19 protein-coding genes, 2 tRNA genes and 1 pseudogene are annotated in these 22,800 nt (G+C 70.0%); 7 read left to right on the forward strand and 15 right to left on the reverse strand.

Annotated features, from left to right (window positions below; all coding sequences use genetic code 11):
- Nucleotides 1-68 precede the first annotated feature (68 nt).
- Nucleotides 69-1,223, forward strand: coding sequence for a M20 metallopeptidase family protein (locus tag Vau01_RS02970; RefSeq protein ID WP_239151259.1), 1,155 nt, complete (start codon nucleotides 69-71; stop codon nucleotides 1,221-1,223).
- Between the two features lie 71 nt (nucleotides 1,224-1,294).
- On the opposite strand, the pseudogene Vau01_RS02975 reads toward Vau01_RS02970, so the two are convergent.
- The 3 genes and pseudogenes from Vau01_RS02975 to leuC all read right to left on the reverse strand — a co-directional run.
- Nucleotides 1,295-1,780: pseudogene (locus tag Vau01_RS02975) on the reverse strand (HU family DNA-binding protein); the annotation flags it as partial.
- Between the two features lie 143 nt (nucleotides 1,781-1,923).
- Nucleotides 1,924-2,511 carry a 3-isopropylmalate dehydratase small subunit gene (gene leuD, locus Vau01_RS02980; RefSeq protein ID WP_203986834.1) on the reverse strand — a complete coding sequence of 196 codons (588 nt, stop codon included), beginning with the start codon at nucleotides 2,509-2,511 and terminating at the stop codon, nucleotides 1,924-1,926.
- Nucleotides 2,512-2,522: 11 nt separating this feature from the next.
- Nucleotides 2,523-3,926, reverse strand: coding sequence for a 3-isopropylmalate dehydratase large subunit (gene leuC, locus Vau01_RS02985; protein WP_203986836.1), 1,404 nt, complete (start codon nucleotides 3,924-3,926; stop codon nucleotides 2,523-2,525).
- Between the two features lie 49 nt (nucleotides 3,927-3,975).
- Between leuC and Vau01_RS02990 the strand changes: the two genes are divergently transcribed.
- Nucleotides 3,976-4,662, forward strand: coding sequence for an IclR family transcriptional regulator (locus tag Vau01_RS02990; RefSeq protein WP_203986995.1), 687 nt, complete (start codon nucleotides 3,976-3,978; stop codon nucleotides 4,660-4,662).
- Nucleotides 4,663-4,671: 9 nt separating this feature from the next.
- Here Vau01_RS02990 and Vau01_RS02995 read toward each other — a convergent pair whose 3' ends face one another.
- From Vau01_RS02995 to Vau01_RS03010, 4 genes are all read right to left on the reverse strand, one after another.
- The gene (locus Vau01_RS02995) at nucleotides 4,672-5,229 is read right to left on the reverse strand and encodes a Uma2 family endonuclease (RefSeq protein WP_203986838.1); all 558 of its coding nucleotides are present in this window, start codon (nucleotides 5,227-5,229) and stop codon (nucleotides 4,672-4,674) included.
- A gap of 101 nt (nucleotides 5,230-5,330) precedes the next feature.
- Nucleotides 5,331-5,403 (reverse strand) — tRNA-Glu (locus tag Vau01_RS03000).
- 69 nt (nucleotides 5,404-5,472) lie between these two features.
- Nucleotides 5,473-5,544: transfer RNA gene (locus tag Vau01_RS03005), tRNA-Gln, on the reverse strand.
- A gap of 63 nt (nucleotides 5,545-5,607) precedes the next feature.
- Complete coding sequence (locus Vau01_RS03010; protein ID WP_203986840.1) at nucleotides 5,608-6,417, reverse strand: fumarylacetoacetate hydrolase family protein; 810 nt, start codon at nucleotides 6,415-6,417, stop codon at nucleotides 5,608-5,610.
- A gap of 31 nt (nucleotides 6,418-6,448) precedes the next feature.
- Here Vau01_RS03010 and Vau01_RS03015 point away from each other — a divergent pair, with 31 nt between their 5' ends.
- Together Vau01_RS03015 and Vau01_RS03020 are read left to right on the forward strand one after the other, a co-directional pair.
- The gene (locus Vau01_RS03015; protein WP_203986997.1) at nucleotides 6,449-7,201 is read left to right on the forward strand and encodes a 3-methyladenine DNA glycosylase; all 753 of its coding nucleotides are present in this window, start codon (nucleotides 6,449-6,451) and stop codon (nucleotides 7,199-7,201) included.
- Between the two features lie 15 nt (nucleotides 7,202-7,216).
- On the forward strand, nucleotides 7,217-8,182 hold the full coding sequence (locus Vau01_RS03020) for an endonuclease/exonuclease/phosphatase family protein (protein ID WP_239151260.1): 966 nt from the start codon (nucleotides 7,217-7,219) through the stop codon (nucleotides 8,180-8,182).
- Here Vau01_RS03020 and cimA read toward each other — a convergent pair.
- The 3 genes from cimA to Vau01_RS03035 form a co-directional block, all read right to left on the reverse strand.
- On the reverse strand, nucleotides 8,152-9,762 hold the full coding sequence (gene cimA, locus Vau01_RS03025; RefSeq protein ID WP_203986842.1) for a citramalate synthase: 1,611 nt from the start codon (nucleotides 9,760-9,762) through the stop codon (nucleotides 8,152-8,154). The two genes, Vau01_RS03020 and cimA, sit on opposite strands and share 31 nt — an antisense overlap.
- 211 nt (nucleotides 9,763-9,973) lie before the next feature.
- On the reverse strand, nucleotides 9,974-11,071 hold the full coding sequence (locus Vau01_RS03030; protein ID WP_203986845.1) for a branched-chain amino acid aminotransferase: 1,098 nt from the start codon (nucleotides 11,069-11,071) through the stop codon (nucleotides 9,974-9,976).
- 70 nt (nucleotides 11,072-11,141) lie between these two features.
- Entirely contained in the window at nucleotides 11,142-12,167 is a 1,026-nt protein-coding gene (locus Vau01_RS03035) for a 3-isopropylmalate dehydrogenase (RefSeq protein WP_239151261.1), read from the reverse strand.
- Between the two features lie 128 nt (nucleotides 12,168-12,295).
- On the opposite strand from Vau01_RS03035, the gene Vau01_RS03040 reads away from it, so the two are divergent.
- Nucleotides 12,296-12,526, forward strand: a complete 231-nt coding sequence (locus Vau01_RS03040; RefSeq protein WP_203986851.1) for a hypothetical protein — start codon at nucleotides 12,296-12,298, stop codon at nucleotides 12,524-12,526.
- A gap of 1 nt (nucleotide 12,527) precedes the next feature.
- Here Vau01_RS03040 and serA read toward each other — a convergent pair whose 3' ends face one another.
- Nucleotides 12,528-14,138 (reverse strand): phosphoglycerate dehydrogenase, encoded by a 1,611-nt coding sequence (gene serA, locus Vau01_RS03045; protein WP_203986854.1) that lies wholly within the window; start codon nucleotides 14,136-14,138, stop codon nucleotides 12,528-12,530.
- A gap of 314 nt (nucleotides 14,139-14,452) precedes the next feature.
- On the opposite strand from serA, the gene Vau01_RS03050 reads away from it, so the two are divergent.
- Complete coding sequence (locus Vau01_RS03050) at nucleotides 14,453-14,866, forward strand: hypothetical protein (RefSeq protein ID WP_203986857.1); 414 nt, start codon at nucleotides 14,453-14,455, stop codon at nucleotides 14,864-14,866.
- A 65-nt stretch (nucleotides 14,867-14,931) separates the two neighbouring features.
- Here the strand turns inward: Vau01_RS03050 and ilvC are convergent, their stop codons facing one another.
- From ilvC to Vau01_RS03070, 4 genes are all read right to left on the reverse strand, one after another.
- Nucleotides 14,932-15,945, reverse strand: coding sequence for a ketol-acid reductoisomerase (ilvC, locus tag Vau01_RS03055; protein WP_203986860.1), 1,014 nt, complete (start codon nucleotides 15,943-15,945; stop codon nucleotides 14,932-14,934).
- Nucleotides 15,946-15,966: 21 nt separating this feature from the next.
- Nucleotides 15,967-16,485 carry an acetolactate synthase small subunit gene (gene ilvN, locus Vau01_RS03060; protein ID WP_203986869.1) on the reverse strand — a complete coding sequence of 173 codons (519 nt, stop codon included), beginning with the start codon at nucleotides 16,483-16,485 and terminating at the stop codon, nucleotides 15,967-15,969.
- Between the two features lie 9 nt (nucleotides 16,486-16,494).
- Nucleotides 16,495-18,360 carry an acetolactate synthase large subunit gene (locus Vau01_RS03065; protein ID WP_203986871.1) on the reverse strand — a complete coding sequence of 622 codons (1,866 nt, stop codon included), beginning with the start codon at nucleotides 18,358-18,360 and terminating at the stop codon, nucleotides 16,495-16,497.
- Nucleotides 18,361-18,555: 195 nt separating this feature from the next.
- Nucleotides 18,556-20,787 carry a putative bifunctional diguanylate cyclase/phosphodiesterase gene (locus tag Vau01_RS03070; RefSeq protein WP_203986873.1) on the reverse strand — a complete coding sequence of 744 codons (2,232 nt, stop codon included), beginning with the start codon at nucleotides 20,785-20,787 and terminating at the stop codon, nucleotides 18,556-18,558.
- 161 nt (nucleotides 20,788-20,948) lie between these two features.
- Between Vau01_RS03070 and ilvD the strand changes: the two genes are divergently transcribed.
- Entirely contained in the window at nucleotides 20,949-22,796 is a 1,848-nt protein-coding gene (gene ilvD, locus Vau01_RS03075) for a dihydroxy-acid dehydratase (RefSeq protein ID WP_203986875.1), read from the forward strand.
- Nucleotides 22,797-22,800 lie beyond the last annotated feature (4 nt).

Genomic DNA, 22,800 nt, shown 5'->3' on the forward strand with positions numbered 1-22,800 from the left:
GGAATGCCATGTCGGGGAGACGCGTCATCGGTCGTCGAGTGGTTCTGGGCGGCGCCGTCGGAAGCGCCGTGGGTATCGCCCTTCCGGGTCTGGCCGGGCCGGCTCTCGCGTCGGGTGCCGACGACCTCGTCGCGTTCCGGCGCGACCTGCACAGCCATCCGGAGACCGCGGGCAACGAGGTGCGCACCGCCGGCCTCGTGGCGCGCCGGCTCCGTGCGGCCGGCCTCGAGGTCACCACGGGCATCGGTGGACACGGGGTGGTCGGTGTCCTCAGGGGCGCCCGGCGCGGCCGGACGGTCGCCTACCGGGCCGACATGGACGCCGTGCCGCCGAGCGGCCAGGTCGGCGGCGGTACGGAGGCGGCCCACCTGTGCGGCCACGACCTCCATACCACCATCGGGGTGGGAGTGGCGGAACTGCTCGCGCGCCGGCGGCGCAGGCTTTCCGGCACCGTGATGTTCGTCTTCCAGCCGGCCGAGGAGTCGCTCGCCGGCGCCGCCGCGATGCTCGCCGACGGTGTGTTCGACGCCGTCCGGCCGGCCGAGATCCACGCGTTGCACTGCGGCCCGTTCCCGGTCGGGCAGTTCGCGGTCATGCCCGGGTTCGGCCTGCCCGGCCAGGATCGCGGCGTCGTGACGCTCACCGGGCCCGACGCACCGGCCCGGGCACAGGCGCTGGCCACCGCGATCACAAACCTGAGAACGGTGTCTCAGCCCGCCACACCCGCCGACCTCGAACGCCTGGTGGCCGACCTGCAGACGCCGGGCACGCCGCTGGCCCGCTTCGTGTCCATCGGTGCACGAGCGGTGGACGCCCAGGTACAGGTCTCCTACCGATGCTGGCCCGAGAACCGTTACGAAGAGATTCGCGCGAGCATCACCCGCCTCGCGAACTCCTCTGGCCCGGCCTCGGTGGCATTTCCGACCGACCCTTTCCCCGCGATGGTGGTACCCGAACGGAACGGCCGGGAGCAGGCCGGTTTCCTCCGGCGGACGCTCGGCGCCAAGGGGGTGACCACGCTGCACGCCTCGGTACCGTTCAACGGCGAGGATTTCGCGCTCTTCCTCGACCGGATCCCCGGCACGTTCACCTTTGTCGGCGTCCGCCGCCCGGGTTCCCCGATAGAGACGGCCTATCCCCACTTCCCCACGTTCGACCCTGATGAGCAGGCCATAGGCGTGGGAGTACGAACAATGTCCGCCTGGTTGAGCAGCCGGACCTGAAGACGCGGCCGGGGGCCACAACTCCTGCAGTGAGTTGTGGCCCCCGAGCCAGAAATCCGGAACTACTAGGCCCGCTTGCGCGGAGCGGCCTTGGCGGTCGTGGTGCGCTTCGCCGGCGTGGCGGCCGCGCGAGTGGCCTTGGCCGTCGTCTTCTTGGCAGCCGTGGCCTTGGTGGCCGCGGCCTTCGTCGCCGGAGCCTTCTTGGCCGGCGCGGCCTTGCTGGCCGTCGCGGTGGTCTTCTTGGCGGCGGCGGTCTTCTTGGCCGCGGCGACCTTCGGGACCTTGCCGCTGGCAACCAGCTCACGGAACCCGGCACCCGGACGGAACGCCGGGACCGAGGTCTTCTTCACCTTCACCGCTTCGCCGGTGCGGGGGTTGCGGGCGGTTCTGGCCGCACGAACCCGCTTCTCGAAGACACCGAAGCCGGTGATGGCAACGCGGTCGCCCTTGGTGACCGCGTTCTGGATCTCCTTCAGCACGGCGTCAAGGGCGGCAGTGGCCGCTTTCTTGTCTCCGAGACTGACGGCGAGCGCTTCAACGAGCTCGGCCTTGTTCACGTTCTTCCTCCGATACACAGTGGCTGGACTCGCGCGAGTCATCCCTTCGCGCAACGTATGGCCCTTGTGAGCAGGATACAAACATAAAGCGGAAAAGAAATCCTTGTGTCCTAACGAATTTCTCGCCGAGGCCCGCTGAAAGCCTAGGAAACGACCGGAAACCAGGTCTCCCGGGTGCCCTCGAAGGCGTCGATCGAGGCCTCGTGGCGCAGCGTCAGGCCGATGTCGTCGAGCCCTTCGAGCAGCCGCCAGCGGCTGAAATCGTCGAGCGGAAAGTCCCAGGACCGTTGTCCCACAACGACTTTGCGACTTTCAAGATCGACGGTTACCGATACCTTCGGGTCGGCCTCAATGGTGTCCCACAGCTCCGTGACGGCCTCGGCGGGTAGCTCCACGGGCAGCAGCCCGCCCTTGAGGGAGTTCCCCCGAAAAATATCCCCGAAACGGGGAGCCACAACTGCCCGGAAGCCCCAGTCCTGCAGGGCCCAGACGGCGTGCTCCCGCGACGAGCCGGTGCCGAACTCGGGTCCGGCCACCAGGATCGTGGCCCCGACGTAGGCCTGGTCGTTCAACACGAAGGCCGGATCGCCGCGCCAGGCGTTGAAGAGGCCGTCGGCGAAACCGGTGCGGGTGACCCGCTTCAGGTACTCCGCCGGGATGATCTGGTCGGTGTCCACGTTGGACCGCCTGAGCGGCACAGCCGTTCCAGTGTGGACGGTGAACTTCTCCATCGTGATCTCCCTTACAGATCCGCGGGTGCGGCGAGGTGACCGGCCACAGCGGTCGCCGCGGCCACCGGCGGCGACACCAGGTGGGTGCGTCCGCCGCGGCCCTGGCGTCCCTCGAAGTTGCGGTTCGACGTGGACGCCGAGCGCTGGCCGGGCTTCAGCGTGTCGGGGTTCATGCCGAGGCACATCGAGCACCCGGCGAACCGCCACTCCGCGCCCGCCGCGGTGAACACCTCGTGCAGGCCCTCCTCCTCGGCTCGCGCCCGCACCACCGCGGAGCCGGGAACCACCAACATCCTCACGCCGTCGGCGACCTTGCGCCCACGCAGGACGTCGGCGGCCGCGCGCAGATCCTCGATGCGGCCGTTGGTGCAGGAGCCGAGGAACACGACGTCGACGGAGATGTCGCGCAGCGGCGTGCCGGCCGTCAGGTCCATGTACTCCAGCGCGCGGGTGGCGGCCGTGCGGTCGACCGGGTCGGTGAACGACTCCGGGTCGGGCACGGTCGCGTCCAAGGGCGCGCCCTGCCCGGGGTTGGTGCCCCAGGTGACGAACGGCGTCAGTGTGGACGCGTCCAGCACCACCTCGGTGTCGAACACCGCACCTTCGTCGGTGCGCAGGCTCTCCCAGTAGGCGACCGCGGCGTCCCAGTCCTCCGGCGCGTGCTCGCGTCCCTTGAGATAGTCGTAGGTGGTCTGGTCCGGTGCGATGAGCCCGGCCTTGGCGCCCCACTCGATGCTCATGTTCGAGATCGTCATGCGGCCTTCCATCGAGAGCTTCTCGATGGCGGGGCCGCGGTACTCGACCACGTGCCCGCGTCCGCCGCCGGTGCCGACCTGCGTGATGAGCGTCAGCACGAGGTCCTTCGCGGTGACACCGTCCGGCAGTTCACCGGTGACGGTGACGGCCATCTGCTTCGGCTTCGCCTGCGGCAGCGTCTGCGTGGCCAGCACGTGCTCGACCTCGCTGGTGCCGATGCCGAACGCCAGCGCGCCGAACGCACCGTGCGTCGCGGTGTGCGAGTCGCCGCACACGATCGTCATGCCCGGCTGCGTGAGGCCCAACTGCGGCCCGATCACGTGCACGATCCCCTGCTGCTCGTGCCCGAGCGGGTGCAGCCTGATCCCGAAGTCGGCGCAGTTCTTGCGCAGCGTCTCGATCTGCGTGCGCGAGATCGGATCGGAGATCGTGAGCAGGTTGTCGGTGGGCGTGTTGTGGTCCTCGGTGGCGATCGTCAGGTCCGGGCGGCGGACCGGACGGTTCGCCATCCGCAGGCCGTCGAACGCCTGTGGACTGGTGACCTCGTGCAACAGGTGCAGGTCGATGTAGAGCAGGTCCGGTTCCCCGTCGGCCTCGCGGACGACGTGGGCGTCCCATACCTTCTGCGCGAGAGTGCGCGGTGACTGTTCTCCCGACATCTGGACATCCTAAAATTTGGGAGGTAAGTTTCGGCTTGTGGGACACAGTATGAGCGGCGTCGGCGTCCTCGACAAGGCGGTGACCATCCTGGCCGCCTGCGTCGACGGCGCCAGCCTCGCGGAACTGGTCGAGCGAACCAAGCTCCCGCGGGCCACCGCGCACCGCCTCGCACAGGCGCTGGAGATCCACCGGATGCTCGTCCGCGACGCCCAGGGCCGCTGGCGCCCGGGGCCGCGGCTCGGCGAGTTGGCCAACGCCGCCCCCGACATCCTTCTCACCGCGGCCGAGCCGATCCTCACCGCCCTGCGCGACGCCACCGGCGAGAGCGCCCAGCTGTACCTGCGCCGGGCCGACGAACGCATCTGCGTGGCCGCCGCCGAACGCGCGAGCGGCCTCCGCGACACCGTCCCGATCGGCGCCGTCCTGCCGATGACCGCCGGCTCCGCCGCGCAGGTGCTGCTGGCGTGGGAGCCGCCGGAGGCCGTGATGCCGCTGCTCCCCCGCTGCAAGTTCACCGGCCGCACGCTGGCCGAGGTCCGCCGCCGCGGCTGGGCGCAGAGCGTCGCCGAACGCGAACCCGGCGTGGCAAGCGTTTCCGCCCCGATCCGCGACCGGACCGGCCGCGTCATCGCGTCGATCAGCGTGAGCGGCCCGATCGAACGGCTGGGCCGCCGCCCCGGCGACCGCCACGCGATGGCCGTGGTACGCGCCGGCCAACGCCTCTCGGGCCTCTGAGGCCCGCGCTCACCCCGCCGGGATGAGGTTGGGCACCGGCCCGGTGAGCAGGTCGTCGAGCAGTGCCGTACCGCGCGGCACGTAGGTGGGTGAGCCGTCGGCACCCGTGCCGAGGCCGAAGAAGTGCACGGTGGCGGCGCCCTCGCGCTCGACCCGCCAGAAGTTCGGAATCTTCGCCGCGGCGTACTCACGCGGCTTGGTGTGCCGGTCGAGTTCCATCGAACCCGGCGACACGATCTCGATCGCCAGCAACACGTCGGCCGGCTCGATCCACACGGTGCGGACCGAACTCGGGGCGACCAGCACAACGACGTCCGGGCTCCGACCAGAGTTGCCAACGCGGACTCCGGGGGTTGCGAGAACCCGCCCTTGATATCCGTTGGCGAACAACCAGGCGCTGATCCGGACGCTCATCTCCGCATGTTCGGCGTCGGGCGGAGGCATGATGAGGAGGTTCCCTTCCTGTAGCTCGTAGCGGTGGTCGGGATCGCGCTCGGCGAGTTCGGCGACATCGTCGAGAGTCAGCGGCCGCGCAGCGGCCGGTAGGCGCACACTCACAGTGGTCATCGCACCTCCTCTTCTGACACCTCACGATACCGGCCCAGCCGGTCGGATCGGAGATCGCAAAAGGCGCTCCCCGACCGAGTGGGAGAGCGCCGCACCATGTGTAGCCCCGAAGGGATTCGAACCCTCGCTACCGCCTTGAGAGGGCGGCGTCCTAGGCCGCTAGACGACGGGGCCCTAGAAACTTGCCAGTCTGCTGTTGTTCCCGGCCAGAATATCAGGCCACCTCACGAACAACATCAGCCGCTGGGGTACCAGGACTCGAACCTAGACTAACTGAACCAGAATCAGTTGGGCTGCCAATTACCCCATACCCCATAGGCGCCGAAGCACCGGAGAGAAACTGTACAGGGCGCCCCGCGCCCGGCCAAATCGGTTCCGCTAATCCAGGGTCGTCACCGGGTTGGTCAGCTCGCCGATGCCTTCCACGCGGACGGTCACCGCGTCACCCGCGGTCAGCGGGCCGACGCCCGCCGGCGTGCCGGTGAGGATGACGTCGCCGGGGAGCAGGGTCATCACGTGTGAGACGTACGACACCAGGGTCGGGATGTCGAACACCAGGTCCTTGGTGCGGCCGAGCTGGCGCACCTCGGCCACCGCGCCGGGCGGGCCGACCTCGCAGCGCACCTCGAGGTCGCTGACGTCGAGGCCGGTGACGATCCACGGGCCGAGCGGGCAGAACGAGTCGAAGCCCTTGGCGCGGGTCCACTGGCCGTCGGATTTCTGCAGGTCGCGCGCGGTGACGTCGTTCGCGCAGGTGTAGCCGAAGATGACCTTCTCGGCGGCGGCGCGGTCGAGGCGGCGGGCCGGGCCCGGGCCGACGCCGATCACCACGGCGAGCTCGGCCTCGTGGTCGACCTGCTTGCTCTGCGGAGGGAGCCGGATCGCGTCGTTGGGACCGATCACCGACGTCGACGGCTTGAGGAAGATCAGCGGTTCCTTCGGCACCTCGTTGCCGAGTTCGTGCGCGTGCTCGACGTAGTTGCGACCGACGCACACCACCTTGCTGGAGAAGATCGGCGCGAGCAGCCGGACGTCGGGCAGGGCCCACCGCTTGCCGGTGTACCGGACCTCCTCGAACGGGATCTTGTCGATCTCGGCGACGGTCAACGCGGAGACCGGCGCACCGGCCTCGCCCTCGACGACGCCGAACGACATGCCACCGGGGTGCACGAACCGAGCGAACCGCATGCCAACAACATAGTCGTAGGCTCGACGCGTGATGTCCGCGGTCGAGGAGCATGAGCAGCGGGTCGACGCTCTGCTGCGCGACCACCTGCGCCGCCGGAAAGAGGGCATCAAGCACCCGGTCGAGGACTTCCTCTTCACCTACTACTCGTACCGCCCGGCGCAGCTACGGAAGTGGCGCCCGGACACGTCCACCGTGGCACCGGAACGGCGACAGACCGTCGGCTGGATCCGCGACCTCCTCGTCGCCACCGCACGACGACCGCCGCACCTCGGCTGCTTCGGCCTGCACGAGTGGGCCATGGTCTACCGGCTCGGCCAGCAGGAGATCCGGCACACCGCCTGGCCGCTCCGCCTGCCGCGGCCCGAGATCGCGGCGATGATCGAGGCGAAAGGCGTGCGCTGCAGCCACTTCGACGCGTTCCGGTTCTTCACGCCGCCGGCGCGTCCGCTGAACCTTCTGCAACCCACCCGCGAAACCCAGCACGAGAACGAGCAACCGGGGTGCCTGCACGCCAACATGGACCTCTACAAGTGGTCTTACAAGCTCGCGCCGACAGTCGGTTCGGAGACCGTGGTCGACTGCTTCGAACTGGCCCGCGACATCCGCACGCTCGACATGCGCGCCAGCCCGTACGACCTGGCCGGCCTCGGCTACGCGCCGGTGCGGGTGGAAACCACCGAGGGCCGCGCCGAATACGCCGCCGCGCAGCGGGCGTTCGCCGAACGGTCCGCGCCGTTGCGCCGTCGCCTCATCGACATTGTCGATCGGGCGTTTACCGCGTGAGTTACCGTCGGCCGGGTGAACCCGGTCGCTAAGCGTGTGCTCGCCGTCGCCCTGTGGACAGTCGTCGTGGGATCGGCGGGCTGGTCGGCCACCCGCGTCTTCGGGTGGGAGAGCGGCTGGCCGTGGGTGCAGCTCATGGCGTTCACGCCGTATGTCGCGGCCGGGTCGGTCGTGGTCGCGGTCGTCGCGCTGGCCACCCGCCGCTGGGTGGCTGGTGCGGTCGCGGTGGTCGCGGCCGCCGCGCTCTGCGCGGTGGTCGCTCCCCGCGCGATTCCCGATGGTGGACGCACGGCGAACGGCCCGGTTCTGCGCGTGCTCTCGTCGAACCTGTTGGCGGGCAGCGGTGACGAGCGGCAGGTGCTCGAGCTGGTGCGCCGCCTGAAGGTCGACGTGCTGGCGTTGCAGGAGTTCACCCCGCAGGACCAGGCCGGCCTGGAGGCGGCGGGCGTCACCGATGTGCTGCCGTACGCGGCGTTCTACCCGCAGGACGGCGTCGTGGGTTCCGCCGTGCTGAGCCGGTATCCGATCACGGAGAAGTCCGTGCGCGTCCACCGTGGCGGCTTCACGCAGGCACAGGCCACAGTGGACGTTCCCGGCGCCGGCCGGGTGCTGGTCGAGTCGGTGCACCCGACGGCACCGTCGGACCGGAATCGGATGGACTACTGGGAACGGGATCTCCGCGACCAGCCGGGGGCCACAGTGGACGGTCCGCTGCGCGTCCTGGCCGGTGACTTCAACGCGACGCTCGACCACGCGGCGCTGCGGAGGCTCATCGACACCGGCTACCGCGACGCCGCGGCGACGGTCGGCAGCGGGTTCCGGACCACGTGGCCGTACGACGAGAAGTGGTACATCCCCGGTACCACGCTCGACCGGGTGCTGGCGGACCGCCGGATCGGCGTCCGATCGGCCCGCCCGTACCGCGTGAAAGGCAGTGACCACAAGGCGTTCTACGCCGAGCTGGTGCTCCCGAGGGCGTAGGTGCGCGCGAGACCGTAGGTGAGCGCGTCGACGAGGGCGTGCCAGCTCGCTTCCACGACGTTCTCGTGGACGCCGACGGTCGTCCAGTCCTTGCCGGAGCCACGCGTCTCCACCAGCACGCGGGTGATGGCGCCGGTGCCGTGGCTGCCTTCGAGGATGCGGACCTTGTAGTCCGCGAGCTCGAAGTCGGCGAGCTCGGGGAAGTGCTTGGTCAGCGCGACCCGCAGCGAGTTGTCGAGCGCGTTGACCGGTCCGTTGCCCTCGGCGGTGGCGATCACCCGTTCGCCGCGGACGCGGACCTTCACGGTCGCCTCGGAGACGACCGCGCCGTCCTCCCGGTGCTCGACCAGGACACGGTAGGACTCCAGCGAGAACGGGCGCTGCGCGGCGGCGTCACCGAGTTCCGACCGGATCATCAGCTCGAACGAGGCGTCGGCCGCCTCGAACGACCAGCCCTGCGCCTCCAGTTGCTTCACCTGGTCGGTGACCCGGGCGAGCGCCTCGGGATGGCCGGCCAGATCCACGCCCAGCTCGCGACTCTTGAGCTCGACGCTGGCCCGGCCGGCCATCTCCGTCACCAGGATCCGCATGTCGTTGCCGACCACCGTGGGTTCCACGTGGTTGTACAGCAACGGATCCACTTTGATCGCGCTCGCGTGCAGGCCCGCCTTGTGGGCGAAGGCCGACGACCCGGCATATGCCTGGTGGGTGTCCGGGGCGATGTTGGCGATCTCGGCGATGGCGTGCGAGACGCGCACCATCTGTTCCAGGCATCCGTCCGGTAGGACCTTCCGCCCGAGCTTGAGTTGCAGGTTCGCGACGACGGCGAACAGGTCGGCGTTGCCGGGCCGCTCGCCGTAGCCGTTGGCGGTGCCCTGGAAGTGCGGCACGCCGGCCTCGACGGCGGCGATCGTGTTCGCGACGGCGCACGAGGTGTCGTTCTGCGCGTGCATGCCGAGCCGGGTGACGGGGTCGGTGACGCCGAGCGCGGTCAGCCGCTCGACCACGTCGCCGACCACGCGGGTGACCATCGACGGGAGCATGCCGCCGTTGGTGTCACACATGACCGAGGCCTCCGCGCCGGCCTCCAGCGCGGTATAGGCCACCAGCGTCGTGTAGTCGGGGTTGAAGTGGAACCCGTCGTAGAAATGTTCGCAGTCGAGGAACACCCGGCGCCCCTCGCGGACGAGCAGTTCCACGGTGTCGCGCACCATCGCGAGGTTCTCCTCCAGCGTGGTGCGCAGCGCCCGCTCGACGTGCCGCACGTCGGACTTCGCGACCAGCGTCACCACCGGCGTCTCGGCGTCGAGCAGCGCCTTGACCTGCGGGTCCTTGTCGGCGGTGGTGCCGGCCTTGCGGGTGGAGCCGAACGCGGTGAACAGGGCGTGCCTGAGGTTGAGCTCGGTGCGCGCCCGGCGGAAGAACTCGGTGTCCTTGGGCAGCGCGCCCGGCCAGCCGCCCTCGATGAAGCCGACGCCGAACTCGTCGAGAAGCCGCGCCACGGCGAGCTTGTCGACGACCGAGTACGTGATTCCCTCGCGCTGGGCCCCGTCCCGCAGCGTGGTGTCGTAGACCTGCATTGGTGTCCGTCCTTAAGGATTTGACGCTCCTGATTTTGGCCAACAAAAAACCCCTCGCCGGAAGCGAGAGGTCTGCGCGCTGCGGAAAGCCGTCCTGGACGGTCGCGGGCGCGCTAGGGGCCAATAATGAGCCGAGTCACGTCGCCAATATGCCACGTCGCCCCAGCCCGTGGAAGCAGCTTCCACGAACTGGGACGACGTGAATACTCGTTCAGGAAACCCGGTGCACCCAGCCGTGCGGGTCTTCGGCGCGGCCGCGCTGGATGTCGACCAGCTGCTGGCGCAGTTTCATCGTGACGGCGCCGCTTCCACCGTCACCCATCACGATCTCGCCCTCGACGGACCGCACGCGGCCGATCGGGGTGACCACCGCGGCGGTTCCGCAGGCGAACGCCTCGCGGAGCCGGCCGCTGGCCGCGTCCTCCCGCCACTGGGCCAGGCTGTACGGCTCCTCGCGGACGTCGGCGCCGGCGTCGCGGGCCAGCGTGATCAGCGAGTCGCGGGTGATGCCCGGGAGGATCGTGCCGGTGAGCGGCGGCGTGGTGATGCTGCCGTCGTCGAACACGAAGAAGACGTTCATGCCGCCGAGTTCGTCGATGTACTTCCGCTCCACGGCGTCGAGGTAGATGACCTGGTCGCAGCCGTGCTCGATGGCCTCGGCGTGGGCCGAGAGGCTGGCCGCGTAGTTGCCGCCGCACTTGGCCGCGCCGGTGCCGCCGGGCGCCGCGCGGGTGTAGACGTCGGACACCCACACGGTGACCGGCTTGATGCCGCCCGAGAAGTACGGGCCGACCGGCGAGGCGATCAGCACGTACAGGTACTCCAGGGCCGGCCGCACGCCGAGGAACACCTCGTTGGCGAACATGAACGGCCGCAGGTAGAGGCTGCCCTCGGCATCGGTGGGGAGCCAGCCCCGGTCGGCCTTGATGATCTCGTGCAGCGACCCGATGAACAGCTCCTCGGGCAGGTGCGGCATCGCCATCCGGGTGGCCGACTCCTGGAAGCGGCGGGCGTTGGCGTCGGGGCGGAACATGGTGACGCCGCCGTCGTCGCAGGGGTAGGCCTTCAGGCCCTCGAAGATCTCCTGCGCGTAGTGCAGCACCGCGCTGGCCGGGTCCATCGGGATGGGGGCGCGCGCCTCGACGCGGGCGTCGTACCAGCCCTTCCCGTCGGCCCAGCGGATCGTGACCATGTGATCGGTGAAGATGCGCCCGAAACCCGGGTTCGCGATCAGCGCCGCCCGCTCGGCGGCGGCTACCGGGGCAGGATTCGGACGAATCTCGAAGTCGAGGTGGTCACCGCCGCTCATAACGGTCCTCCGGGTAGTTCGGCTGAGTGCCTGAAACTTACCCCGAACGTCCGTTAAGCCGTGAGCGGGTTCACGCGTTCGACGCGAGCCGGTCGCCGACCTCGGCGGTGCGCGGCGTGGCGCCCGGGGTGCGGGACGCGAGTTCCGCCGCGACCGCCTCGGTTACCCGGTTGGCCGCCTCGCCGTTCCCCAGGTGCTCCAGCAGCAGCGCGCCGGACAGGATCGCGGCGACCGGGTCGGCCACGCCCTTGCCCGCGATGTCGGGTGCCGAGCCATGCACCGGCTCGAAAATCGACGGCTTCTCGCGGGTCGGGTTGATCGAGCCGCTGGCCGCCAGCCCGATGCCACCGGTGACGGCGGCGGCGATGTCGGTGAGGATGTCGCCGAACAGGTTGTCGGTGACCACGACGTCGTACCGCTGCGGGTTCGTCACCAGGAACATCGCGGCCGCGTCGACGTGCTGGTACTCGGTCTCGACGTCGGGGTGCTCGGCCGCGACGGCCGCGAACGCGCGGGCCCACAGGCCACCGGCGTGGGTGAGCACGTTGGTCTTGTGCACCAGCGTCACCTTGCGGCGCGGCCGCTTCGCGGCCCGGGCGAACGCGTCCCGGATCGCGCGCTCGGCGCCGTGCCGGGTGTTCAGGCTCTCCTCGGTGGCGACCTCGGCCGGGGTGTCGCGGTGCAGCACGCCGCCGGCACCCGCGTACAGACCCTCGGTGCCCTCGCGGACCACCACGAGGTCGATCTCACCGGGCTTCACGCCGGCGAGCGGGCTCGTGGTGCCGGGCCACAGCCGCGACGGCCGGAGGTTCACGTACTGGTCGAACACGAACCGCAGCTTCAGCAGCAGGCCGCGTTCGAGGACGCCGGGCGGCACGCTGGGGTCGCCGACGGCGCCGAGCAGGATCGCGTCGTGGCCCTCAAGCTCGCCGAGGACGCTGTCGGGCAGCACCTCGCCGGTGCGGTGGTACCGGGCGGCGCCGAGGTCGTACTCGGTGTACTCGAACCCCGGTGCGACCGCGTCGATCACCTTGCGGGCCTCGGCGATCACCTCGGTACCGATTCCGTCTCCGGCGATCACCGCGATGCGCGCCACCCGACACCTCCCTGAGAACCCCTGGTTGACTACGGCCCCAGACCTTACGACTCTTCCCGCTTTGCGGTACGCCGCTCCCACCCAATGAGACCGTTTACCGATGGTCATGACCGGGCACACCTGCCAGCATGGCAGTCGTTACCGCAGACGATCTCCGGGTCCTGGCCCAGTCCGACGACCCAGAAGCCGTGCTGGCCGTGGTGAACAACGAACTCCGGGTGGTGCCCGGCTTCGAGGTGACCGCCGGCCAGGTGATCCTGACGAAGGTTCAGCTTGTCGAGGAGCTGGGCGAAGACATCACCGACGTGGACGCCGAGGTGTTGGCCGCCGGTCTGACGGCCAAACTCCCCACGGACTGAGTCAGTCGACCGTCAGGTCGACCGTCGACGCGGCGGTGGCGCCCACCGCGGCCGCGGCCCGGTCGAGCAGTTCCGGCGCCACCGACCCGTCGACGGTGAGCGTCATCAGCGCCTCGCCACCGGCCTCGCGCCGGGCCACCTGCATCGCGGCGATGTTCACGCCCGCGTCGCCGAGGATCGAACCCACCGTACCGACGACACCGGGACGGTCGGCGTAGCGGAAGAACAGCAGATGACCGACCGCGTCGAGCTCCAGGGCGAAGCCGTCGAGCTCGGTGAGCTTGAGGGCCTCGCGCGGGGTCGTCTGGTGGGTGCCGGACACCGACACCACGCGGCCGTCGGGCAGGGCACCCCGGATCGTGACCAGGTTCTGGTGGTCGATCGAGTCGGGGCTGGTGGCCAGCACGACCTCGACACCGCGGTCGCTGGCGAGCAGCGGGGCGTTGACGTAGGTGACCTGGTCTTCGACCACGGTGGCGAACAGGCCCTTGGTGGCGGCCAGCTTGAGCACGGTGACGTCGTTGTTGACGATCTCGCCACGCACCTCGACGGTGACCGAGGCGGCAACGCCGCCGGCGACCGCGGTGAACACCTGTCCGAGCTTCTCGGCCAGCGGCAGCAGCGGCCGGACGTCTTCGGCGACGACGCCGCCGGCCTGCACGTTCACCGCGTCGGGCACGAACTCGCCCTGCAGCGCCAGCTTGACGCTACGGGCCACGGCGAGACCGGCCTTGTCCTGCGCCTCGGCCGTCGACGCGCCCAGGTGCGGGGTGACGACGATGTTGTCGAACCCGAACAGCGGCGACGAGGTGCACGGCTCCTTCGCGTACACGTCGATGCCGGCGCCGGCGACCCGGCCCTCGGCCAGCGCCTCGGCCAGCGCGGCCTCGTCGATCAGCCCGCCGCGCGCGGCGTTGATGATGCGGACGGTCGGCTTGACCTGGTGCAGTTCCTTGGCGCCGATGAGCCCGACGGTCTCCGGGGTCTTCGGCAGGTGGATCGAGATGAAGTCGCTCTCGGCGAGCAGTTCGTCGAGCCCCACCAGGCGCACGCCGAGCGCGGCCGCGCGGGCCGGCTGGATGTACGGGTCGTACGCGATGAGCCGGGTGCCGAACGCGGCCATCCGCTGCGCGAACAGCACGCCGATGCGGCCGAGGCCGACAACGCCGACCGTCTTGCCGGCGATCTCGATACCGGTGTACTTGGAACGCTTCCACTCGCCGTTCTTCAGCGCGGCGCTCGCGCTGGCCGTGTTCCGCGCCACCGCCAGCAGCAGCGCGACGGCCTGCTCGGCCGCCGACACGATGTTGGACGTGGGTGCGTTGACCACCATCACGCCGCGCGCGGTGGCGGCGGACGTGTCGACGTTGTCGAGCCCGACGCCGGCGCGGGCGACCACCTTCAGGCGCGGCGCGGCCCCGATGACCTCGGCGTCGACCTGGGTGGCGCTGCGCACGATGATCGCGTGCGCGTCGGCCAGCGCGGAGAGCAGGGCCGGACGGTCGGTGCCGTCGACATGACGGACATCGAAGTCGTCGGCGAGCACTTCGAGAGCGGCCGGTGCCAGTTCCTCGGCGATCAGCACGACCGGACGGTCAGCGGAAAACGTCATCAGATCCTCAGATTGGCGGGGAGATTGGGCGCGTCACAGCGCGCGACTCTTCCGCGATCGTAGGCCGAGGCGACCACCGGGACCCCACCCGAGGCACGTGAGTGCGCTCACAGATTGCCGGAAAGATCCCGTTAAGTTCGATTTAACATCACCCGTTCCCGCGACACCCCGGTCTCCCTACTTGGTGCCGTTCGCGATCATTGTGAGTCTGCTATTCGATAGCGCCCACTACCGTCCACTGTGAACCTCGGTTCGAAACACCTCGTAGTTCCTGGCGCAACCCCTCACAACCGTGAACCCGGAGGAAAGACCCCATGAGCGAGTACGAGTACGAGCAGCCCACGGCCGACGAGCCCACCGCCGACTACCCGCCGGCCGACCAGTACGACAGCCTCATCGGCCAGCCGATCGACGGTGGATTCGACGCGCCCCACCACGAGCAGACCGTCGGCGGATTCACCGCGAACGACGGCTACGGCCCCGAGGTCGTGAACTACGGCGGCGACGAGGCCCCCGAGGCCGCCGACCCGCAGTACGACCCGAACTACACCGGTGCCGACCAGCCCGACTACGCCGGCACCGAGCACGAGGCCGGCGAGACCGGTCAGTACGACCCGTCGTACACCGGTGGCGACCAGCCCGAGGGCGAGCCGAACTACGCGGCCGACGGCGGCGAGTACGCGCAGCCGACCCAGGGCACCAGCACCAGCGGCACCAGCGCCCAGTAGTTCCCGCACGGCAATACACAAAGGCCGCCCCGCAGCGTCGCGGGGCGGCCTTTGTATGTGTGCTTTCAGGCGGTGTCGGTGAGCGGGCGGTCGACCCAGCTCATCATGCCGCGCAGTTGCCGGCCGGTCTCCTCGATCGGGTGGTGTGCGCCCTGCTCGCGGAACTTCTGGAAGTTCGGCCGGCCGGCGTCGTCCTCGGCGACCAGTTCGCGCGCGAACTCGCCCGACTGGATCTCGCCGAGAATGCGCTTCATCTCGGCCTTCACCTGGTCGTTGATCACGCGCGGTCCGCGCGTGTAGTCACCGTATTCGGCGGTGTCGGAGACGGAGTACCGCATCCGCGCGATGCCGCCCTCGTACATGAGGTCGACGATGAGCTTCAGCTCGTGCAGGCACTCGAAGTACGCCACCTCGGGCGCGTAGCCCGCCTCGGTGAGCACCTCGAAACCGGTCTGCACCAACGCCGACGCGCCACCGCAGAGCACCGCCTGCTCACCGAACAGGTCGGTCTCCGTCTCCTCCTTGAAGGTCGTCTTGATGACGCCCGCGCGGGTGCCACCGATCGCCTTCGCGTACGACAGCGCCAGCGCCTGCGCGCCACCGCTCGCGTCCTGCTCGACCGCGATGAGACACGGCACGCCCTTGCCGTCGACGTACTGGCGGCGCACCAGGTGGCCGGGGCCCTTCGGCGCCACCATCGCGACGTCCACATTGGACGGCGGGGTGATCAGCTCGTACCGGATGTTCAGCCCGTGCCCGAAGAACAGCGCCTTCCCCTCGGTGAGGGACGGCTCGATCGACTCGGTGTAGATGGACCGCTGCGCGGTGTCGGGCGCGAGGATCATGATGACGTCGGCCTCGGCGGCGGCCTCGGCCGGAGTCACCACCCGCAGGCCCTGCTCCTCGGCCTTCGGCCGGCTCTTCGAGCCCTCCGGCAGGCCGACCCGCACGTCGACGCCGGAGTCGCGCAGCGACAACGCGTGTGCGTGCCCCTGGCTGCCGTAGCCGATCACGGCCACCTTGCGACCCTGGATCACCGACAGGTCGGCGTCGTCGTCATAGAAGATCTCGACGGACATTTCTCTCCTAAAGATGCGGGCTTACGAGGCGGCGCGGAGCGCCGGGCCGGCGGTGATCGAACGTGATCCCCGACCGATCGCTACCACGCCGGACTGGACCATTTCCTTGATGCCGAACGGTTCGAGGTCGCGCAGCAGCGCGTCGAGCTTCTCCGACGTGCCGGTCGCCTCGATCGTCAGGGTCTCCGGCGCCACGTCGACGACGCGGGCGCGGAACAGTTGCACGGTCTCCATCACCTGGGACCGGGTGGCGCGGTCGGCACGCACCTTGACCAGCAGCAGTTCGCGTTGAACGGCGGCAGCCTGGTCCAGTTCCACGATCTTCAGGACGTTGACCAGCTTGTTGAGCTGTTTGGTGACCTGTTCGAGCGGGTTCGCCTCGGCGTTGACCACGATCGTGATGCGGGAGATCTCGGGGTGCTCGGTCTCGCCGACGGCGAGCGAGTCGATGTTGAAGCCGCGCCGGGAGAACAGACCGGAGACGCGCGCGAGCACGCCGGGCTTGTTCTCGACGAGCACTGACAACGTGTGCTTGCTCATGACCGTCCCTTAAACGTCGTCGTCGTCGAAGATCGGCCGCACACCGCGGGCGAACATGATCTCGTCATTGCTGGTGCCGGCCGCGACCATCGGCCACACCATGGCGTCCTTGCCGACCACGAAGTCGATCACGACCGGCTGGTCGTTGATGCGCATCGCGGCCTCGATCGTCGCGTCGACGTCGGCGGCCGACTCGCACCGCAGGCCGACGCAGCCGAGCGCCTCGGCGAGCTTCACGAAGTCGGGGATGCGGTGCTTGTGGGTGCCCAGGTCGGTGTTGGAGTACCGCTGGTCGTAGAACAGCGTCTGCCACTGCCGCACCATGCCGAGGTTACCGTTGTTGATCACGGCGACCTTGATCGGGATGCCCTCCAGCGCGCAGGTCGCGAGCTCCTGGTTGGTCATCTGGAAGCAGCCGTCGCCGTCGATCGCCCACACCACCGTGTCGGGACTGCCGTGCTTGGCGCCCATCGCGGCCGGCACCGCGTACCCCATGGTTCCGGCGCCGCCGGAGTTGAGCCACGTGCCCGGCTTCTCGTACTGGATGAACTGGGCCGCCCACATCTGGTGCTGTCCCACGCCCGCGCAGTAGATCGCGTCGGGACCGGCGATCTCGCCGATCCGCTTGATCACGTACTGCGGCGCCAGCGTGCCGTCCGGCGGCTCCTCGTAGCCGAGCGGGTACCGCTCGCGCAGGTCGTCGAGCTGGCTCCACCAGTCGCTGAGGTCGGCACGGCGGCCGGCGTTGTGTTCGGCCGTCACCGCCCCGATCAGTTCGTCGATGACGTGCTTCGCGTCGCCGACGATCGGCACGTCGGCGTGGCGGTTCTTGCCGATCTCGGCCGGGTCGATGTCGGCGTGCACCACGGTCGCGTTCGGCGCGAACGAGGACAGCTTGCCGGTGACCCGGTCGTCGAACCGCGCGCCCAGCGCGATCAGCAGGTCGGACTTCTGCAGCGCGTAGACCGCCGAGACCGTGCCGTGCATGCCGGGCATGCCCACGTGCTGCTTGTGCGAGTCGGGGAACGCGCCCCGGGCCATCAGCGTGGTGACCACCGGCAGGCCGGTCTGCTCGGCCAGCGTGCGCAGGCTCGCCGAGGCGCCGGCCTTCAGCACGCCGCCGCCGACGTAGAGCACGGGACGCTTCGCGGTGGTCATCAGCCGGGCCGCTTCGCGGATCTGCTTGCCGTGCGGGTGCAGCGTCGGGTGGTACCCGGGCAGCTCCATCGTGGGCGGCCAGCTGAATGTGGTCTGCGCCTGCAGGACGTCCTTCGGGATGTCGACGAGCACCGGGCCGGGCCGGCCGGTGGCCGCGAGGTGGAACGCCTCGGCCATGATCCGCGGCAGCTCCTCGCCGGTCGTCACCAGGTAGTTGTGCTTGGTGATCGGCAGCGTGATGCCCTGGATGTCGGCTTCCTGGAAGGCGTCGGTGCCGATGGCCGGGCTGGGCACCTGGCCGGTGATCGCGACGATCGGCACCGAGTCCATGTACGCGTCGGCGATCGGGGTGACCAGGTTGGTCGCGCCCGGTCCGGACGTCGCCATGCACACGCCGACCCGGCCGGTGGCCTGCGCGTATCCGGTGGCCGCGTGGCCCGCGCCCTGCTCGTGCCGCACCAGGATGTGCCGCACCTTGCGCGAGTCGAACAGCGGGTCGTACGCCGGCAGGATCGCTCCGCCCGGGATGCCGAACACGGTGTCGACCCCGAGCGCCTCGAGCGAACGGACGAGCGCCTGCGCGCCGGTCATCGGTACATCCGTGACCCGTTCGGAACTGACCTGCGGCTGCGCTCCGCCGCCGGTGTGCGCCGCGCCGCCGGCATGGGCGGCGGAGTGCGGGCGGTGGGCGAGGAGTTCGGGCGTCGGTTTGCTCATCGCGGTTCGCACCAATCGACTCGGGTCAGGCGGCTCGACTGTGAGTCTCGCCGGATTCTGCTGGGCTGTCCTACGGGCAACAAAAAACCCCGCGTGCGAAGCACGGGGGTTAGCGCGTCGGCGACGATCGCGGACGCGCTAGACGAGAAGTACTCGACTCGTCATGGGCGCGCGAAGACCGATGGACAGCATGCGCTAACCATGCCGGATCTCACGCCCTGAGTCAACCTCTCCCACATTTCGGAACAACGTCTCGACGCGCTCGGCCGGCATGCCGTCGCCGAACAGCGTTCCCTGCGCGTACCGGCAGCCGTATTCGATCAGCAGCGCCCGCTGCTGCGGCTGGGAGACGCCCTCCGCCACCACGTCGAGCCCGAGCCGCTGGCCGATGGTGACCACGACGTCGACGATCGGCGCGTGCCGGCTCTCCTCGCACGTGTCGGCGCCGCAGTCGGGGGTCATGCAGTCGTTCTCCAGGAGCTCGCGGTCGATCTTCAGGGCGTCGACCGGCAGCGTGCGGAGCAGCTTCAGCGACGAGTACTCCGACCCGAAGTCGTCGAGCGCCACCCGCACCCCGATGGCGCGCAGGTCGGTCAGCCGCTGCTTGAGCTGCTGGACGTCGCGGGCCGCGGCGTGCTCGGTGACCTCGATCGTCAGCTTCCCGGCCGGCACCCGGTGGACCCGCAGCACCTCGCGGATCAGGTCGGCGTACTCCGGCGTGTGCAGTTCCCGCACCGACGCGTTGACCGACATCCACAGGTCGTGCCCGTCGGCGATCCAGTGGGAGAGCTGGCGGGCGGCCTCGTGGACGACGAACCGGCCCAGCCCGTGGATCAGCCCGACCTCCTCGGCCAGCGGGATGAACTCGGCCGGCGACACCGTGCCCAGCCGCGGGTGGTGCCAGCGCAGCAGGGCCTCGACGCCCGCCACCGCGCCCGTGCGCACCTCCACCACGGGCTGGTACACGAGCATCAGCTCGCCCCGGTCGACGGCGCCGCGCAGTTCGTGTTCGAGTTCGGTGCGCCGGCGCACCAGGTCGTCGTACGCGACGTCGTACGCCTCGATCCGGTTCTTGCCCGACTGCTTGGCGAACCGCAGCGCCAGGTCGGCGTTGCGCATCAACGAGTCGATGCTGTCGGCCTCCAGACAACCGGCCATCCCGATGCTCGCGGTGACGAAGACCGTTCCCGAGTCCAGCTCGTACGGCTGGTTCAGCACGGTGAGCATCCGCGTCGCCATCGACATGGCCTCGGACGGCTTGGCCCACATCAGCACCGCGAACTCGTCGCCGCCGAGGCGGGCCGGGCAGTCGCCGGGCCGCACGTTCGACCGCAGCCGGCGGGCCACCTCGACCAGCACCGCGTCGCCGACGTCGTGGCCGCGGATGTCGTTGATGTTCTTGAAGCCGTCGAGGTCGATCGAGAGCAGCACGCAGGCCGGCCCGCCCCGGACCTCCTCCTCCAGGATCCGGAAGAGCTCGCGCCGGTTCGCGAGGTCGGTGAGCGCGTCGGTGTGCGCGATCGACCGGAAATGGGCCTCGCTTTCGGCCAGTTGCTCGGCGATCGAGGTGAGCGCCCGGCGGGCCAGCACCTGCTGGACGGTCAGCAGCGTTCCGATGATGAGCGCGAGCACGACGCACACGGGGTCGGGACCGGCGTCACCGGCCGTGATCACCCGACCGGTGAGCGTGAGCATCGCGAGCACCACGGCCGCCAGCGACAGCCAGCACGGAGTGGTCTCGCGGGCCGGGGGGATCCGCTCGTAGCGGCCGGGGATGTGGACGGCCGCCATGAGCGCGACCGCGCCGGCCGAGACGGTCAGCGTGCTGCCCTGCAGCACCCAGGGCGCCGCCCGGCCGGTGCTGCCGATCATGAGACCGAGCAGGCCGACGCTGAACAGGCCGGTGCCGGCACACACCACGAGCGCCGGCCGGGGCAGCCGGGGCCGGTTCGCGGCGGTGACCACCGACGTGCCGATGACCGTGCCCGCCACCACGACCGGAATCGCCAGCACGAGGCAGTCGGCGACCAGCCGGAACGGCACCCGACCGTCGGCCAGGCGGTCGTGCCAGGACTCCAGGAAGCCCGCCCACACGAACGCGAGCAGGCAGACCATCATCAGCGTGCCGTCGAGGACCTGGGGGAACCGGCTGCGCGGCGCCACCACCATCGGCGCCCAGAGCAGGCCGGCGCCGAGCAGCAGCACGGCCAGCCCGAGCCCCAGCCCGGTGATCGTGACCGCGACGCCGTGCCCGGCCGGGTGGTCGGCGATGCTGCCGGTGCCGTCGGCGGCCAGCAGCCGGACGGCGGCGGCCACGACGAGCACCACGGCGGCGACGGCCAGCCCGGAGACACGCAGCAACAGAGCGACCCGGGCCGCCGGCGGGCGGTGACGGATCGCGCGGAACAGGGCTACAGCGGCGACCACCGTCGGAAGCAGACAGATCGCAACCGCAGTGCCGAATGGCGCCGAATGGGCCAGACCCCCAGTGAGAGGCACGAGTCACACTCTGCCCGATCACGTCCCGCGATGCGACACCCAATTTGGCCGGTACCCTGCCGGCGCCCGGACTGATGCACACTGGCGGTATGCCTGAACTGCGGTCGAAGACCTCCACCCACGGCCGGAACATGGCGGGCGCGCGTGCCCTGTGGCGCGCCACCGGCATGACCGACAGCGATTTCGGGAAACCGATCGTCGCCATCGCCAACAGCTTCACGCAGTTCGTACCGGGTCACGTGCACCTACGGAACCTCGGCATGATCGTCGCCGACTCGGTGGCCGAGGCGGGCGGCGTGGCCAAGGAGTTCAACACGATCGCCGTCGACGACGGCATCGCGATGGGGCACGGCGGCATGCTCTACTCGCTGCCCAGCCGGGAACTGATCGCCGACGCGGTCGAGTACATGGTCAACGCGCACTGCGCCGACGCGCTGGTGTGCATTTCCAACTGCGACAAGATCACGCCCGGCATGCTGATGGCGGCGCTGCGGCTCAACATCCCCACCGTGTTCGTCTCCGGCGGGCCGATGGAGGCCGGCAAGACGGTCGCGATCGAGGGCATCGTGCACTCGAAGATCGACCTGATCGACGCGATGATCGCGTCGGCCAACGACGCCGTCAGCGACGACCAGCTCGGCGCGATCGAGCGCTCGGCGTGCCCCACCTGCGGGTCCTGCTCGGGCATGTTCACCGCGAACTCGATGAACTGCCTCACCGAGGCGATCGGGCTGGCCCTGCCGGGCAACGGGTCGACGCTCGCCACGTCGGAGGCCCGGCGGCAACTGTTCAGCGACGCCGGCACGACCGTCGTCGACCTCGCGAAGCGGTACTACGAGGGCGACGACGAGAGCGTCCTCCCCCGCAACATCGCCACCCGGTCGGCGTTCGAGAACGCGGTGTCCCTCGACGTCGCGATGGGCGGCTCCACCAACACGATCCTGCACCTGCTCGCCGCCGCGCGGGAGGCGGAGCTGGAGTTCCACGTCAGCGACATCGACGAGATCTCGCGCCGGGTGCCGTGCCTGTCGAAGGTGGCGCCGAACACGCCGAAGTACCACATGGAGGACGTCCACCGCGCCGGCGGCATCCCGGCGATCCTGGGCGAGCTCGACCGCGGCGGGCTGCTCAAGCGCGACGTGCACGCCGTACACGCCACGAACCTCGACGAGTGGCTCGACGCCTGGGACATCCGCAGCGGCAAGACCACGCCGGAGGCCGCGGAGCTGTTCCACGCGGCGCCGGGCGGCGTGCGCACGACCGAGCCGTTCTCGTCCACCGCCCGCTGGTCCACGTTGGACACCGACGCGGCCGACGGCTGCATCCGCGACGTCGCGCACGCCTACTCCGCCGACGGCGGCCTGGCCATCCTCTTCGGCAACCTCGCGCCCGAAGGCTGCGTCGTGAAGACCGCCGGCGTGCCGGCCGAGAACCTGACGTTCCACGGCCCGGCGAAGGTGTTCGAGTCGCAGGAGTCCTGCGTCGACGCGATCCTGCGCGGCGAGGTGGTGGCCGGCGACGTCGTGGTGGTGCGGTACGAGGGCCCGCGCGGCGGCCCCGGCATGCAGGAGATGCTCTACCCGACGTCCTTCCTGAAGGGACGCGGGCTGGGGCGGGCCTGCGCGCTCATCACCGACGGGCGGTTCTCCGGCGGCACCTCCGGCCTGTCGATCGGGCACATCTCGCCGGAGGCGGCGTCGCACGGGCTGATCGCGCTGGTCGAGGACGGCGACGACATCACGATCGACATCCCGGCCCGCTCGATCGAGCTGCGGGTCGCCCCCGACGTGCTCGACGCCCGCCGGGTGGCGCAGGAGAAGCGCGACCGCCCGTACACCCCGCTCGACCGCGAGCGTCCGGTGTCCGCCGCGCTCCGCGCCTACGCCTCGATGGCCACCAGCGCGAGCGACGGCGCCTACCGCCGCGTCCCGGACTGACGGG

The organism is Virgisporangium aurantiacum (assembly GCF_016863635.1).
In the GTDB taxonomy this organism is placed as follows: Bacteria; Actinomycetota; Actinomycetes; order Mycobacteriales; family Micromonosporaceae; genus Virgisporangium; species Virgisporangium aurantiacum.